General features: G+C 67.0%; 16 protein-coding genes and 3 pseudogenes. 6 read left to right on the top strand and 13 right to left on the bottom strand.

Annotated elements, in window-relative coordinates; translation table 11 throughout:
- Positions 1–239: 239 nt before the first annotated feature.
- A complete protein-coding gene (locus ABH933_RS04275; RefSeq protein WP_429415468.1) occupies positions 240–935 on the top strand; it encodes an aquaporin in 696 nt (231 codons plus the stop codon).
- A 211-nt stretch (positions 936–1,146) separates the two neighbouring features.
- Here the strand turns inward: ABH933_RS04275 and ABH933_RS04270 are convergent, their stop codons facing one another.
- The 5 genes and pseudogenes from ABH933_RS04270 to ABH933_RS04250 all read right to left on the bottom strand — a co-directional run.
- Positions 1,147–1,557: a thiocyanate hydrolase gene (locus ABH933_RS04270; protein ID WP_429415465.1), complete on the bottom strand. Its 411-nt coding sequence runs from the start codon at positions 1,555–1,557 to the stop codon at positions 1,147–1,149.
- 1 nt (position 1,558) lies between these two features.
- Entirely contained in the window at positions 1,559–2,266 is a 708-nt protein-coding gene (scnC, locus tag ABH933_RS04265) for a thiocyanate hydrolase subunit gamma (RefSeq protein ID WP_429415462.1), read from the bottom strand.
- Between the two features lie 38 nt (positions 2,267–2,304).
- A complete protein-coding gene (locus ABH933_RS04260; protein WP_429415459.1) occupies positions 2,305–3,147 on the bottom strand; it encodes an SH3-like domain-containing protein in 843 nt (280 codons plus the stop codon).
- Positions 3,148–3,477: 330 nt separating this feature from the next.
- Complete coding sequence (locus ABH933_RS04255) at positions 3,478–4,116, bottom strand: HD domain-containing protein (protein ID WP_308166740.1); 639 nt, start codon at positions 4,114–4,116, stop codon at positions 3,478–3,480.
- A 46-nt stretch (positions 4,117–4,162) separates the two neighbouring features.
- Positions 4,163–4,468 (bottom strand): annotated as a pseudogene (locus ABH933_RS04250) (catalase); the annotation flags it as partial.
- On the opposite strand from ABH933_RS04250, the pseudogene ABH933_RS04245 reads away from it, so the two are divergent.
- Positions 4,468–4,696 (top strand): annotated as a pseudogene (locus tag ABH933_RS04245) (catalase); the annotation flags it as partial. The pseudogenes ABH933_RS04250 and ABH933_RS04245 overlap by 1 nt on opposite strands.
- A gap of 96 nt (positions 4,697–4,792) precedes the next feature.
- On the opposite strand, the gene ABH933_RS04240 reads toward ABH933_RS04245, so the two are convergent.
- From ABH933_RS04240 to ABH933_RS04225, 4 genes are all read right to left on the bottom strand, one after another.
- A complete protein-coding gene (locus ABH933_RS04240) occupies positions 4,793–5,284 on the bottom strand; it encodes a MarR family winged helix-turn-helix transcriptional regulator (RefSeq protein ID WP_429415455.1) in 492 nt (163 codons plus the stop codon).
- Positions 5,285–5,355: 71 nt separating this feature from the next.
- Entirely contained in the window at positions 5,356–6,057 is a 702-nt protein-coding gene (locus tag ABH933_RS04235; RefSeq protein WP_429415453.1) for an SDR family NAD(P)-dependent oxidoreductase, read from the bottom strand.
- Complete coding sequence (locus ABH933_RS04230) at positions 6,054–7,058, bottom strand: quinone oxidoreductase family protein (protein ID WP_429415451.1); 1,005 nt, start codon at positions 7,056–7,058, stop codon at positions 6,054–6,056. The genes ABH933_RS04235 and ABH933_RS04230 overlap by 4 nt, the downstream gene beginning before the upstream one ends.
- A gap of 557 nt (positions 7,059–7,615) precedes the next feature.
- On the bottom strand, positions 7,616–8,548 hold the full coding sequence (locus ABH933_RS04225; RefSeq protein WP_429415448.1) for a GlxA family transcriptional regulator: 933 nt from the start codon (positions 8,546–8,548) through the stop codon (positions 7,616–7,618).
- A gap of 71 nt (positions 8,549–8,619) precedes the next feature.
- Here ABH933_RS04225 and ABH933_RS04220 point away from each other — a divergent pair, with 71 nt between their 5' ends.
- From ABH933_RS04220 to ABH933_RS04205, 4 genes and pseudogenes are all read left to right on the top strand, one after another.
- On the top strand, positions 8,620–9,306 hold the full coding sequence (locus tag ABH933_RS04220; protein ID WP_429415445.1) for an HD domain-containing protein: 687 nt from the start codon (positions 8,620–8,622) through the stop codon (positions 9,304–9,306).
- Between the two features lie 38 nt (positions 9,307–9,344).
- Positions 9,345–9,764, top strand: a complete 420-nt coding sequence (locus ABH933_RS04215) for a Rid family hydrolase (RefSeq protein WP_429415443.1) — start codon at positions 9,345–9,347, stop codon at positions 9,762–9,764.
- A gap of 65 nt (positions 9,765–9,829) precedes the next feature.
- Positions 9,830–11,044 (top strand): MFS transporter, encoded by a 1,215-nt coding sequence (locus ABH933_RS04210; protein WP_429415440.1) that lies wholly within the window; start codon positions 9,830–9,832, stop codon positions 11,042–11,044.
- 1 nt (position 11,045) lies between these two features.
- A pseudogene (locus ABH933_RS04205) lies at positions 11,046–11,501 on the top strand (NADH:flavin oxidoreductase/NADH oxidase); the annotation flags it as partial.
- Between the two features lie 49 nt (positions 11,502–11,550).
- Here ABH933_RS04205 and ligD read toward each other — a convergent pair.
- From ligD to ABH933_RS04185, 4 genes are all read right to left on the bottom strand, one after another.
- Positions 11,551–12,513: a non-homologous end-joining DNA ligase gene (gene ligD, locus ABH933_RS04200; RefSeq protein ID WP_429415437.1), complete on the bottom strand. Its 963-nt coding sequence runs from the start codon at positions 12,511–12,513 to the stop codon at positions 11,551–11,553.
- A 134-nt stretch (positions 12,514–12,647) separates the two neighbouring features.
- The gene (locus ABH933_RS04195; protein WP_429415435.1) at positions 12,648–12,842 is read right to left on the bottom strand and encodes a hypothetical protein; all 195 of its coding nucleotides are present in this window, start codon (positions 12,840–12,842) and stop codon (positions 12,648–12,650) included.
- A gap of 403 nt (positions 12,843–13,245) precedes the next feature.
- Positions 13,246–13,458 carry a hypothetical protein gene (locus ABH933_RS04190; protein ID WP_429415432.1) on the bottom strand — a complete coding sequence of 71 codons (213 nt, stop codon included), beginning with the start codon at positions 13,456–13,458 and terminating at the stop codon, positions 13,246–13,248.
- 299 nt (positions 13,459–13,757) lie between these two features.
- Entirely contained in the window at positions 13,758–14,996 is a 1,239-nt protein-coding gene (locus ABH933_RS04185) for a thiolase family protein (protein WP_215919440.1), read from the bottom strand.
- Between the last annotated feature and the right edge of the window lie 283 nt (positions 14,997–15,279).

Raw genomic sequence — 15,279 nt, 5'->3', positions numbered from 1 at the left:
GACCGGATGATTGCGGTTGCCCGGATCGGACTCCGGGCTTCCACCCTCCGGTTCGACATCTCTGACAATTACAGTACTCCGAGTTTTGTATATCGCAAGGTGTGATACGTGAGCGTAACCCTGGGGTTGTCCTCGTAACCGGGCTGCAGCTGCAAACATAGGTCGCTCTGAGCATGAGACGGCTCGGCCTGCCTACCGTCATATATACGAGCCTGTCAGTTTCGGAAAGGTGGATCCTCATGCCAGATACGACAAATATCGACACGACCCGCGCCGACACGCTACGCGCGGACTCGGCGCTCGATATCGCCCGCAAACTCGCTGTCGAGGCGATCGGCACGTTCTTCGTGGTCTTCGCCGTCGGAGCCACCGCGCGCAGCGGAACTGCGCTGGCGCCGCTGGCCGTCGGAGCCGTACTGATGGTGATGGTGTACGCGGGCGAGCGCGTATCCGGCGGCCATTACAACCCCGCGGTCACCTTCGCGGCGCTCGTGCGCGGCCGGATCCGCCCTGGCACTGCCTGCGGCTACTGGCTCACCCAGGTGATGGCCGGACTGGTTGCCGCACTGGTCGTTCCGGCGGTCGTCGGCTCGCGTGCACCACAGCACATCGACCCCAGCCCCCGGATGCTGGTCGGCTCGCTTGCGATAGAACTCGCGTTCACCTTCGCGTTGGCGTTCGTGGTGCTCAATGTCGCCGCCGTTGGGCCACGGTTTCCCAACCCGATGCCAGCCTTGGCGATCGGATCCACAGTCGCGGCGGGAGGGGTCATCGTCGGCGGGATATTCGGTGCCGCCTTCAATCCGGCCGTCGTCCTCGGCGCGATCACGATGAACCTGTTCACGCCCGCCACACTGCTCTACATCCCCGCCCAACTCGCCGGTGCAGCAGGGGCAGGCCTCGCATTCCGACGGTTCCCTCCCCGCGACACCTGACCGGCATGTACTACGGCGGGCGGAACTCACTGTGGGAAAACGGAACTCGGCAGCGACAGCTGACGCAAGTCGTCGTTCCCGATACACCGCGTGGCTGCGCTGGTGAATCTCGACGCCGTTTATCGGGCAGTCCGACGGGCACTCCGAGTCGACTGCGGCGCTGTGGGATCGGCGGCCAGCAGATCGGACGGTGACGCTGGCATCGGCGATGTCAGGTTTCGAGGCGTTGCCGCACGGTCGCCATGCGATCGCGCAGCGCGTCCTGGTCGATGACACCGCGCCAGACCAGCGAATGGGCCAGCGCGAGCAATTGACTCTCGGGGAACGGCAGGTCCACGTACCGCTCCTGGGACAGGGCGTCCTCTTCGTTGCGACGGTCCCGGAACGACAGGACCGTTCCCGGCTGTACCAGGGAAGCGTCGTCGAGTGCGTCGCACATCCCGTCGAGACTGCTCTTCCACGGTGGCACGGGATTGTCGACCGACCACTTCCGGCTCAGCGCCGGCCACAGCTGCTCGTGGCGAGAGGCAAGGTCATCGAGCACTGGGACGTGAGTAGTCAATAGCGATGGGTCGACTTTCGCGACCACAGCGGACCGGTGCCGCTCGTCCGTGCCTGCCATGTCAGTTCCCTCCTCGATGCGCCTCGCGGATCCGGTCGGCCGTGACGTTCGCGCTCACGCCAGGCTTGGGCAGGGCGACGCCGATGAGGCAGTCGCGCGTGACGATCCGGGCCAGCTCGTCCTCGGACCAGTTCTCGGTGCCGTCGGGACGCATCGGCAGCACCATGAACCGATGCTTCTGGTTGGAGTCCTCGATGCGGATCTCGACGTCGGCGGGCAGGTAGGTGCCGAACTCGGCGAGGACGTCGCGCGGGTACCGGGCAACCCGGCGACGATAGTTGGGCGTGCGGTACCACTCGGGCGAGTTGCCCAGCAGCGGCCGCGGGTAACAGGAGCAGAGCGTGCAGACGATGACGTGATGCAGCGTCGGGGTGTCCTCGAGGATGTGCAGTGCGGTGAAGTCGCTGGGCGTGCCGAAGCCTGTGGGTTCCAGCCAGTCGACTCCGACGGCCTTGCACGCCTCGATCGGCTCGGCCAGGGCGGTGCGTTTGAACTCCTCGTCGAGCCAGCACTTGGCGACAAGCCGCGCTGCGGGCAGCGGGCCGATGCGTTCGGCGAACTCGGTGAACGCGCGATGGTCCTGCGCGGTGAAGATGCCCTTCTCGAGGCAGAGTTCGCGGACCGCGACCTCCAGGACCTCGAAGTCGGACACCTCTTCGACCATGGGTGCGGGCGGACGGTGATCGTGCTCGTGCCCAATCGTTGACATAGGTTTTTGAAGCCTTTCCGGAGGCGGAGTTTCGCGTCTCAAACGGCCTGGAGCCAGCGCTCGGGTAACTCGGTTTGCAGAGTGTCGGTCTCCTCGCCGGTGTAGTCCGGCCAGAGTTCGGTCATCTTGAAGCGGACGATGTAGAACCACTCGGGCCGGGGTGAACCGATGGCCTCGTAATCGAACGCCTCGTCTTCGGCGGCCGGAGCCTCGTAGGCGAGCGTCACGATCTCGCCGACGGCGCCGCGAACGAACTCCTGGGTACGGGTGTAGAACAGCGCCTGCCCGTCACGGACCCGCACCGCATCACCGACCGCGAATTCGGCCGGAGGCGCTTGACCGGCGTACACCTGCGGATCGCCCTTGCCGACCGCGTGCAGGTGGTGCTTGTTGCGGGGAATGTCCTTGCCGTCGGCGATGGTTCGCGGCTTCGGCTCCAGCAACTCGTGCGGCGCCAGATCGGCGACACGGGCCTTCACCTCGTTGTACCTGGCGGTGAGTTCGGTCAACGAGACCAGGTGCTTATCGATCAACACCCGCGCGACACCCAGCAACCACCGGCCGTAATAGGGCAGCCCCAAGTACATCGTGTTGCCCAGGTCGACGTTGTGCAGGCGCCTGCGCTCCTCCGAGAGCCAGATGCCACGCCACCCGAGCACCTCGGCCATCACATACGTGCTGTGCTCCCAGTGCTCGCCTTCCTTCTCGAGGAATTCGATCGGCGCATCGCGCATCCCGCCGACGTCGTGCGAGGTCTTCAGATATGCCTCGATGCGATCGTTCGACAGCTCGTACGGAGCATCCGGCAGGTCCTGAAAGGCGGACCGCAACCGACCGAGGAGGTCGAGCCGGTCGGCCCGCTCGCGCGCGGTAATCGTCATGACGGGATTCCCTTCCGTGAGCGATCTCGACAGGTAGCCGCTTTGCGTGTCAGCGCATGTTCCGGATGGCGCCTCGATCCTGTGCCCGCGGCCCGCGGACGGGTACTGACGTCACCGGGATAGTTCACATCCGTCCCCCTCAGGCCGGGAAACCCGTACGCCCCCTGGGTGCGAACCTCGAGGATCGTGTTGCTTCTTCGGACCTGCCGGGCTAAGAGCCAGTTACTCTCCCAACGGTAGCTCTATACGAGCCGAACGGCTATCACCAACGCACTCGATCGGGCCCTAGCCGCCGAGGCGTCGGCCGCCATCCACCGGACTCCCCAGTCCCTAGTTGGGCCAGGGGTTGTCCTCGATGACCTCGACCATGTCGGTTCGGGTGAACCCGGGCACGAAATGGGCGAGAACATCGGCGTTCATCGTCCCGAATGTGGTCTCCGGGCGATCGGCGAAGCCATGGGTGAAAGCCGCGAGAATCTGACGCTTGAAGTCTGGGCGAGGATGGGCAGCGACCACGGCCCGGATATCGGCTGGATCCAGATCGTGATAGCCGATTCCCAGAACGTCGGTCTCCACGCCCGCCGTGACCAGCGCGACCTCGGGCTCCATATGCTCAGGAATACCGGGGGTGGTGTGCAGCGCGATAGCGGTCCACACCCGCCGCAGGCTGTCGTCGTCGAGGCTGTGTGCGCCGAGAAAGCGTCGCGCCTCGTCGGCGCCATCGACCTCGAACCGTTGCCTCGTGGTGCGGTAGGCATCGGTCAGGCCCAGGTCGTGGAACATCGCACCGACGTAGAGCAACTCCTGATCGGGCTCCAAACCGCGCCGGCGTCCTTGAAGCATCCCGAAAAGGTAGACGCGGCGCGAATGATGGAACAGCAGTGGCGGCGAGCAGTCGCGCACCAATTCGGTCGCTTCGGCAGTCAGCCGGCTATCAGGAATTGGAATACCTGCAATGTGCTCGGTCACGAATGTCCTCCTTTCGTTTGGCCTGGCAACTTGTTCGAATTCGTCCGGCGCGCGGTCCGCCCTTCGAGTTGGGCACATACACCGGATCGCCAGGGTTCTGGTAGCGCATGGCGCCGTCTTTCGCCCACGATCGGACCTCGGTAGCGTGTGGCGAATTGACCGGATGCCGGTGTGCGTCGGCGTAGGAGAACCAGCGCCCGAGCAGTATCTTGTCGGGGCTGGGACCTGTGCCGGGGACCGCGTTGCTCGGCTCGAACGCCGATTCTTCGATGTCGGTGAAGTAGTTGGCCGGGTTACGGTTCAAGGTCATCCTTCCGACCTCGATCAGCGGATAATCGCCGTGCGGCCATATATTCTAGCCACACCTATATGTGGATCAACGCCGCAGGCGAACGGTTCTGGGTCAAGTACCATCTCGAGACCGAGCAGGGCATCAAGTTCTTGACCCAGAACGAAGCCGATCACATGTTCTCCATCGACACCGACTACCACCAGCGTGACCTGTGGTGGGGCGATCGAAGGCGGTGAGTATCCGAGCTGGACTCTGAAGATGCAGATCATGCCCCGCGACCGGTGCGAGGAAGGGAACGAACCACCGCGGCGCGGCCTCCTGTCGGGCAGGTCCGAGTTCGCCAACTGCGTTGCGGCGTCCATGAACTGAACGACGGAGGAAGGGCTAGGCGCCGTCCGATGGCGACGCGGCTATCGACAGATTCGCCGCGACTGATTCCAGCAGGCGCAGCAGCTGGCGCTGCTGGTTCTCGTTCATGTCACCAACCGTGTCGGCCTCGAGTTCGGTCCACAGCTGCTCGATGCGGTGACGCAAAGCCGTTCCGGCCGGGGTGGATTCGACGAGGGTGGCCCGCCCGTCCGTGGGGTCCGGGCGACGGCGAACAAACCCGGCCCGCTCGAGCCGCTGCACCGTCCGAGTCATGGACGCGGAATCGGTGTCGAACTCCACGGCCAGATCCGATTGCCGCTGCGGCCCTCGATCCCACAGATGCATGAGCAGTAGCTCATGGCCCGTGTGCAAGCCCAGGCCCTGAAGCAACTGCCGTGCCCGCATAGCGTGCAGCCGAGTGACTCGAATGAGGGCATTACTGACCGGGCCACCGGCGGCCGCGGTCGACGCGGGAACGCGGCCGCGGGGCTGTGGACCGGATGTCATGAGGAACAACATAGTGCTGTCTCGAACAGGTATCGGGGTGGCCGCGGACGGCGCTGTCGGGGCCACTGCGGTCAGCGCAGCACCAGACCGCCGTCGGCGACCAGGGTTTGACCGGTCAGCGCCGCGCCCGCGTCGGAGGCCAGGAACGCGACGGTCGCCGCCGTGTCGGTAGGGACCAGACGGCGGGGCAGGGCTTGCCGCGCGACCTGGGCCGCGAAATCGTCGTCCGAGTTGACCGTGCGTGACCCCGGCGTATCGGTCAGTCCCGGCGCCACCGCGGTCACCGCGATCCCGTCGGGACCGAGCGCCCGCGCCAGCGAGCGCATGATCCCTGTCAGTGCGCCCTTGCTGGCGACATAAGGGAGCAGGACCGGTGCGGGCGGTTCCCACAGTGTGTCGGAGGTGACGAAAATGATGCGGCCGAAGCCGCGTTCGGCCATGCCGGGCGTGAACGCCTGCGCGAGCCACAGCACCGATTCCACATTCACCGCCTGGACGTGGCGCCAGAGCCCGGCATCCAGCTCCTGGAGCGAAGCCTGGTCGAAGGCGCCCGCGCTGTGCACGAGAACGTCTGCGCGGCCGTAGCTTTCGAGGACCTGCGTGGCGGCCCGCCGGGTAGACCGCTCGTCGGCTAGATCGACGTCGATATCGCCACCGCGGTCGAGCACGACCGTGCGGTGCCCGCTCGCCCGCATTGCGTGCTCAATCGCGGAGCCGATCGCGCCCGCGCCGCCGGTGATGACGGCGACCCGTTCAGGTGTCGCGGCGGTCATGGCTTCAGCACCAATTTGCCGGTGGTGAAGCCCTTTTCGAGGCGGCGGTGGGCCTCGGCGGCCTCGGCCAGCGGCAGGATGTGAATCTCGGGGACGGCGATCGCACCGGAGGCGATCCGGTCGACCAACCGTCCCAGTGCGGCGCCCGCGTCGGTGAGGCGGTGCTCGAACCAGGTGCCGAGATTGAAGCCGATCAGGGCCTGGCTCGGGGCAGGGTCGTAGAGGAGCGGTTGCAGGGCGGCGGGGTTCAGGCCCGTTACGGTTCCGGAGACCGAACCGTAGACGATGACCCGCCCGAACGGCGCGAGGATCTTCAGCGTCTCCATCAGGCGTGCGGGGCCAGTCATCTCGAGGGCGACGTCGACGCCGCGTCCGCCAGTGAGCGCCGCAACTTGATCGGTCCAGTCCGGGGCGGTGTAGTCGACGGCGTGATCGGCCCCGAGCTTCAGCGCAATCTCACGCTTGGCGGCGGTACTTGCCCCGGCGATCACGGTGGCGCCCTTCAGTTTCGCGATCTTAACCGCATAGCTGCCCACACCCCCGGCCGCGGCTGGGACGAAGACGGTCTCGCCGGGCTCGAGGCGGGCGAGGTCTTCCAGCATCACGGTGGCGGCCAAGCCCGACACAACAATGCCCGCGCCCGCCTCAGGGGTCAGACCGGCGGGAATCGGGATCAGGCTCGCACCCCAGGCCACCGCGAGCTCCGCGTAACCGCCCGAGGCGTCGGTCCCGACGGTGCCGAAGACAGGGGTCCCGATCGGAAGGTTGTCGACGCCCGCTCCGACGGCGGCAACAGTCCCGGCCACCTCCGCGCCCGGGACGAATGGGCTGGGCGTCGGGACCGGGTAGACGTCGCCGCGGCGGCGCATGACGTCGGAGAAGTTGACCGCGGCGGCCTCGACCCGGACCAGCACTTGGCCCGGACCGGGCACCGGGTCGGGCAACTCCACCAGCCGCAATACCTCTGGGCCACCCTGGTGCGTCATCTGGATTGCTTTCACGTCAGAACTCCTCGGCCGCTTCACGTCACGGCGTCGTCGATCCGACGGCGCCGGCGGTCAGGCATTTACCTGTCCTGGTCAGGTAAACAGGCTTGATTGGGGTCCTATTCCTTGTAGAAGTAAGAACCTGTCCAGGTAGTCGGAAGTGCGCTGCACGCAGGCATCACCAGAATCCGGTGATGCCGGCTAGCCAAGATTGTTGCGATGCTCACGCCGGTTACCGCAATCCGAGGATCGGATCGAACTGGCGGACATCATGGTCAATCCTACTGCTGGTCTGACGCACGCCGGGAGGATTTCGATCGGTGCCCGGCAGGTACAACCGGCGGGCCGGACCAGTGCGGGCCCTCGCGCTCGGGATCGAACTCCCCGCACCAGCAGCAGTACGCCTCGTCGGTGACCGGTTCGAACCTTCGCGGATTGCCCATCGGCAGCCACCGCCGAGGAAGTCGCTGCTGCGCAAGAGGAAATCGTCAGAGGCATGGGCTGGTAGCCGGGCCTGGTGGGCCTGGCTGCCCGGCGGGGCCTGTGGCGAACGTGCGTCTGGCGTGCCGGCTTCAGCTCCTGAAGGTGCGCCGGTAGGCGGTGGGGGTGGTGTCCAGTACGCGCCGGAAGTGCAGTCGCAGGTTGGCGGCTGTGCCGAGCCCGCAGTCATGTGCGACGCGGTCCACTGGGTGATCGGTGGTCTCCAGTAGTTCTCGTGCCCGGCCAAGACGGGCGTGGAGCAACCACTGCAATGGGGTCGTGCCGGTCTCCTCGGTGAACCGGCGCATGAGTGTGCGCTGTGAGAGGCCTGCGTGCCGGGCGAGTTGGCGTAGTGTGACCGGCTCGCGGAGGCGTTGCAGAGCCCATTCGCGGGTGTCGGACAGCGACGCGTCGCCGGCTGCCGCGACGGGGGCGGGCACGTACTGAGCTTGTCCGCCTTCGCGGTGCGGGGCGGCGACCAGGCCGCGGGCGATACGGTTGGCTACTACCGCGCCGAGGTCGCGGCGCACGATGTGCAGACACAGGTCGATGCCGCAGCACACTCCGGCCGAGGTGAGGACGTCTCCCTCGTCGACATAGAGCACGTCGCGATCCACCGACACAGCGGGGAAATCGCGTTCGAAGTCATCGATGTACTGCCAGTGGGTGGTGGCGTGCAGACCGTCCAGCACGCCGGCCGCGGCCAGCGCGAAGGCGCCCGTGCAGATCGACACCATCCGCTTGCCCCGCTCGTGCGCCTCGGCCAGTGCGGCGAGTACCGGTTCCGGTGGTCGGCGGGGTGGCTCGGACCCCGGCACGACCACGGTGTCGGCGGCGCGCACCTGCTCCAGGTCTCCCTCGGCGAGCACCGTGAAGCCCCCAGTGGTGTGCACCTTCGCGGCGAAGGTGCACACGGTCATCTCGTACGGGGTCTCCGGCCGAGTGGAGAAGATCTGCGCGGGGATCGCCAGATCAAGGGGCATGACCCCGTCCAGGGCCAGGATCGCGATCCGATGAGCCGTCATGGCAATATTCTAACGGAGTGGGGCAATTTTGCCTATCGCCAGGTAAGAGCGGTTCCAGGCACGCTGGGGACATGACCGAAGCTACCCATGAGGCGACCACTGAGGGGTCGGCCGACCTGATCACGCTGCCCGGTACACCGCTCACCGAGGCCGTGGTGGATCTGATCCGCTCGGTGGAGACGCCGTCGGTGTTCAACCACAGCGTCCGCAGTTACCTGTTCGCCCGGCTGATGGCCGGCCGCCTCGGCCTGTCCGCGGGCAGCGACTACGACGACGACCTGTTGTTCTCCGCGTGCGCGATGCACGACCTCGGTGTGGCGCCGGACGGCCCGCACAGCCAGCGGTTCGAGATCGAAGGCGCCGATCGCGCCGCCGAATTCCTCGTCGAACGCGGGGTGTCCACATCGGACGCCGATCAGGTGTGGCAGGCGATCGCGTTGCACACCTCGCCAGGCATCGCGGAGCGCCGCGGCACACTGTGCGTGCTCGTCCGCGGAGGCGTCGGCCTCGACTTCGGCGGCCCGGTGGTAACCGACCACATCGACGCGCTCACCGACGAGCAAGCCGATGCCGTGCACGCCGTGTACCCGCGGCTGGACATGATCCGTTCGCTCACCGACGCGGTCGTCGCGCAAGCCGCGAAAAACCCGAAGAACGCGCCCCGCTACACGATCCCCGGCGAGTTCCTCCGTGAACGCGAGGCCTTCGGCCGGACCCGGATGGAGCACTCCTGCCGTTCGTCCCGCTGGGGCAACTGAACCCACGATTCGGTCACAACGAAAGGGAAACACTGAAAATGGCCATCCACACCGTCGAGATCCCCCAGGACTCCGAAGTCTTCGGAAAAACTGTCAGCGCTTTCGCGAGCTTCGGCTACTCCGCCGCGGTTCGCTCGCACGGGCATCTGTTCATTGCCGGCACGATCGGCCGCCGCGCCGATGGCACCATCCCCGACGACATCGAGGAACAAACCGAGATCGCCATCCGGCGCATCGAGGAAATCCTCCGGCTCGAAGGCCTCGACCTCTCCGCGCTCGTCGATGTGACCAGCTACCACGTCGACATCCACCAGCACCTGCCCGGCTTCGCCAAGGCCAAGGCGCAGCTGATCAACCCTCCCTACCCGACCTGGTCACTGATCGGCGTCAGCGGACTGGCCAGCCCCGGGCTGCTCGTCGAAATCCGCGCTACCGCCGCCTATCCCGACGCATCCTGACAGACCACCGTTCCTGGGCCCGGCTCCCGGGCCCAGGAACGGGTTACCACCTATTGGAATTCATCATGAAGACTGCCCGGCGCCCAGGCCTCCTGTTGCCGGCCTCGATCATCGTCTCGTTCCTGGCCTCCTCCAGCGCACCGACGCCGCTCTATGCCACGTATGCGGACCAATGGCATTTCTCCCCGATAACAACTACTGCCGTGTTCGGCACGTACGCCATCGCCGTCCTGGCCGCACTGCTGCTGCTCGGCAGGGCATCCGACCACCTCGGTCGCAAGCCGGTGCTGCTGGGCGCGCTGGCGTTACAGATCGCCGCCATGGTCGTGTTCAGCACAGCCGGCGACATCGGAGCCCTGCTCGCCGGGCGGATCCTGCAGGGAGTCGCCACCGGTGGCGCGTTGGGCACGCTCGGCGCGGCGATGCTGGACATCGACCGCGAACGCGGCACCCGCGCCAACGCCGCCGCCCCCGGGCTGGGGTCCGGGATCGGCGCGTTGTTCTCCGGCTTGATCGTCCAGTATCTGCCGGCACCCACCCGGCTCGTCTACGTCGTGTTCATCGGGGTCTTCGCCGTGCAGGCCCTCGGCGTGGCGCTGCTGCCGGAAACCACCGGCCGCAGGCCCGGACTGCGTGCCGCTCTCGTACCCGAACTCGCGGTGCCCCCGCACCTGCGTCGTGCTCTCCTCGCAGTGGCACCGGTGTTGTTCGCCGTGTGGTCACTCGGTGGCTTCTACGGCTCACTCGCCCCGGCACTGGCTCGGCAGTTGTCGGGCTCGGGCTCCGTGGTGATCGGCGGTCTCGGGCTGTTCGTGCTCACCGTGGTCTCGTCCGTCACCACCGTCGCATTCGTGCGCACACCACCCAGGACTGTGATGTTCGTGGGGTCCGCGCTACTTGTCCTCGGCTCGCTGGGGACCTTGCTGGCTGTCGAGGCGTCTTCGGTCACAGGATTTTTCGCCGGCACCTTCGTCTCCGGGATCGGTTTCGGTGCGGGATCCCAGGGCGGGATGCGCACCGTCGTGCCACTGGTCGCGGAACACGAGCGCTCAGGCGTTCTCTCCTCGATCTACGTGCTCTGCTACCTGGGCATGAGCCTGCCCGTCATCGTCGCCGGGATCCTCGTCGTGCACGGCGGTGGCCTGCCGGCCGCGACCCGGGACTACTCACTGTTCGTGGTCGCGTTCGCGGGCGCGACACTGATCACCCTCCTGCGCAGCAGCGGTACGAGACGCCCCGTGGACCTGACCAGCGCCGCGCACCACCAGGACATCCGCTGAGGTGCATTCGGCACACGGGTACCTGCTCCACGAGTTCCTCTCCCCGTTGTCCAACAGGCGGCCGGACTCCTACGGCGACTCGTTTCGGAACCGGGTGCGGTTTCTCATCGAAGTCGTCGACGCGGTCCGGACGGCCATACCCGACAGCACGCCTTTGCTCGTCAGGCTGTCCGCGACCGACTGGGTCGACGGGGGGTGGACGCTCGAGGAGACGATCGACCTGTCGGCCTTGCTGGCCGAGCGCGGAGTGGACCTCGTCGACCTGAGTTCCGCGGGCAACGATCCCCGGCAGCGGATTCCCCTGAGCCCTGGCTACCAGGTGCCGTTCGCACGCGCCGTACGGACCAAAACAGGAGTGCGCACTGCGGCGGTCGGCTTGATCACTGAACCGCGGCAGGCTGAGGAGATCCTGGCCGAGGGTGCCGCCGACGCAGTTTTCCTCGGCCGAGCGGCACTGCGTGAGCCGGCCTGTGACCAGAACCGCGCTACCTCCCATGGCCGGAAGGTCAGTTGTGCTCCGGCACCGAGACTTCCGTCGGCGAGCGGTCGAATCGGAGCCCGCGCCAGGACGGGTGGCGCAGACCGGTGGCGGTGCGTTCGCGGTAGGCGATATCGCCGACCAGATGCGGGGCGACCCAGTGCGCGGCGGCCGTGATCGACGGCGGGATCTCACCGGTGACCGGCGGTGCGGGAACGGCCAGGGCCAGCAGCTCGCGCTGTAGCGAGCGGCGGGTGGTGTCGCTGAACCCGGTCCCGACTGCCCCGAGCAGCACCAGCCGCCGGTGCTCGTCGTGGGCGGCGACGAGCAGGGATCCGAACATTTCGCTGCTGGTGTGGCCGGCCAGCCAGCCGACCACGATCACCTCGGTGGAGCGGCGAAGCGGGAGTTTGCGCCATGCCTGCGACCGCCCGGCCCGGTAGGTGCTGTCCATGCGCTTGCCGATGACGCCTTCGATGTCGTGCTCGGCGGCGACCTGCAGCATCCGAGACGCCGGGATGTCGCGGTAGGACGGCGAGAGCAGGACCGGGCCATGGGGCAGGCCCAGCCGGTCGAGGCGTTCACGGCGTTCCCGGTAGGTCAGTGTGCGCAGGTCACGGTCGCCGAAGCCCAGCAGATCGAACACGTACAGGCACGCCGGTACCGCCCGGATCAGCGCCGGGCTCGGTCTCGTCACGCCCAGGCGGTGCCCGATCCGGGAGAACCGCGGCACCCCGTCGCGGTCCGGGGCCACCAGTTCACCGTCGAGGGTGATCTCCCGCCCCGCGGCCAGCGATGCCAGGGCGTGGGAGATCTCGGGGAAGGCCGCGTTGAGGGAGTTGCCGTTGCGGCTGACCATGTGGCACACGCCGCCGGAAATCCATGCCAGGCAGCGGATTCCGTCGTACTTCCATTCGTAGGCGTACCGGGTGTCGTCGTCGGCGGGAGCGGGCCCGGTCGTGGCGAGCATCGGCGCCGGATGGCGCACCATACGCCGAACCCTACCCGCGAAAGATACCGAACGGTCGCATCATCGTGATGCTCCGGAATCCCGTACCCCGGGTGGAATTCGTCGGACTGTCCGTGCCGGGAACTACCGTTGTGTGCCGATCGAGCCGGTTCCGGTCATGTGGGTGTGGGTGGCTCGGCGGTGGGGTGCATGATGGCGTGCCACCACGATTCGAGCCGACTCGGCTCCGGCCAGCGCACCACCGGCAGATCGTCATCGGAATCGCTGGTGATGGCGGGTGTGGTCGTGTGCCGCTTTCCCGGTCGGCGAGCGAACGTGTCACTGCGTGGTTCGCGTGGGGTTGCTGTCATGGCGCACCTCCGAATTCCTGGCCCGACGCCCGGTCTCACCGGGGCGGGCTGGATTCGCAACTCGCGGCGGTGGTGTACGCCGGGGTCGACCGCGCGCGAGGAATGCCACATGGACCCGGGGGCAATGCCGAGGGGTCAGCGCCATCGCAGAGGGGCCGACCTGCGCCAGAGTAGGCATTCAAGGTCAACGGCAGGCTACGTCCGAGCCAATTTCCGGGACCTACACCCCGAGATCGAAACCTGGCAGGCCGCGTTCGGGAAACGATGAGCTGACGAACGTCAGCGCCCGGTCTGAACCGCCTGCGCTGTGACTCTCAGCGGCGGCCTAACACCACCGCGAGTGTCGCACGATCCCCGGCATCCGCCTCTCAGGTGCGGGCCGAGTCGTTTCCGGGGACGGGGTTCACGCGCGGGCCAGCTCCTCGGACATGCGGGCGGTGATGGTGACCAGCACGCGGGCCGCGATGGCCAGCTCCTCGGCGGAGACCGCACCGTAGGCGGCGCCCAGGATCTTGCCGGACGCGGCGCGCACCTGCGCGACCATGTCGCGACCGGCTTCGGTCGCTACATCGCCACCCGGCGACTGGTCCTCACCGCCCCCACTCTGATGGGCCACGTCGAATACCACCGTTCCGGTATCGAGAAACAGGTAATCGCCTGCACCACGCCTTCGCGGCAATCCCCACCGCCCTGGAACTCACGCCGGGCAGCGCGAAACAGCGTTGAGGAACCGTCCCGCCGGCTGCCCGCCGCCCCTTCACCGATGCGTGACGACTTCCGCTGATTCAGTGAACGTGCGGCATGGCGGCAGGCACCGCGCTGTCATGCCGCTGACGGTGCTGACCGAACCGGCCGGCGTGGGGAATCGGAAGATCCACTGGCCGTGCCGATCCGAGGCCGGCAGAACGAGATTTCTCAGGCGGCGGAAGGGTTTTCGAGGACGATTGCGACTCCTTGCCCGGATCCGACGCAGACTCCGATCGCGCCGTAGCGTGCATTGCGTTCCCGCAGTTCGGTTGCCAAGGTCAGGACGTAGCGGGCGCCGGTGGCGCCGAACGGATGACCGATTGCCACCGCGCCGCCGTTCGGTGTCAGCTTCTCGTCGGGAATGATGAAACCGCCCAGCTGGTTGGGCAGTTCACGCAGCACGCCCAGGGCTTGGGCGCTGAATGCCTCGTGTACTTCCCACACGTCGATCTGCTCGGGTGTCAGACCCGCGCGTCGAATCGCCAGCGGCAGAGCCCACGCCGGCGCCAGACCCATGTAGAGCGGATCGATCCCGTACACCGCGGACGACACCACCCGCGCCAGCGGTTCGACGCCGAGTTCGGCCGCGCGTTCACCCGAGGCCAGCACCAGTGCGCTGGCTCCATCGGTCAGGGGAGTCGAGTTCCCGGCGGTCATCTGCGTCGTCCCCGGCTGCGGGGGCAGCGACGCCAGCCTTTCGGCGGTGGTGTCGTCACGGATGAATTCGTCGTGTTCGAACAGGCGGGCGGGGGTCTTCCTCGTCGCGGCGATCTCTACCGGCATGATCTCTTTGGCCAGCCGCCCGGAATCCCGGGCCGCCTTGGCGTTTCGCTGCGTCCGGAGCGCGAACGCGTCGATCTCCTCTCTGGTCAGCCCGTAGCGGTCGGCGACGTTCTGTGCTGTCTCGATCATTCCGATGTAAGCATTGCGCGCCAGCAGCACCGGATTGGCGGGACCGCCCGCGCCCGCCCACATGGTGTCGAGCAGGATGACCGGGCCACGGGGGCCGAACGGGCTGTCGCCCTTCATGTACGCCCATCCCGACCGCGACATCGACTCGACGCCACAGGCGATCCCGACGCCCAGATCCCCCGCTTTGATCGCGTGCGCGACATTGACGGTCGCACTCAGAGACGACCCGCAGAACCGGTTGATCGTCGCCCCGGCCACCGTGTCGGGGAATCCCGCCGCCAGCGCCGCCCACCGCGCGACATCACCCATCCCCTCGTGGGCCGGATTGACGCAGCCCGCGACAATGTCCTCGATCTGATCGAGACCCACGCCGACGCGCTCGCACGCACCCTTCATCGTCATCCCCAGCAGGTCGTCGGCCCGAATGTGCGACAACGAACCACCGTATCGAGCGAACGGCGTCCGGACGCCACCGAGCACGAACGCTTCCGTCATCACGATCTCCTTCGAGAGTGTCGTCAGGGTCTCAACGATCGACCCGTCGCTGCTGCTTTCGATCTTGCCTCGATCCCGGAAAGGATTCCTCTCAGCCCAAAGGGACACCAGCACCGAGGCTACATTCGTCAGAATCCTGGCAGTATCGGACAGTCCGGCGAGCGAGCCGGGAGTCGAGGGACAGATCCGCGAAAAGGCACGCTGAGCGGTTTGGCTAGTCCGACAACGGCTGGCGGCGCATCCTCATCCCGCCGCACACCGTCACCACAATCCGCGACGCGAT

Source organism: Nocardia sp. GP40 (assembly GCF_050434125.1).
GTDB classification, from domain to species: domain Bacteria; phylum Actinomycetota; class Actinomycetes; order Mycobacteriales; family Mycobacteriaceae; genus Nocardia; species Nocardia albiluteola.
Note: the sequence above shows the minus strand (reverse complement) of the source record. Positions and strands in the feature narration are given on the sequence as shown.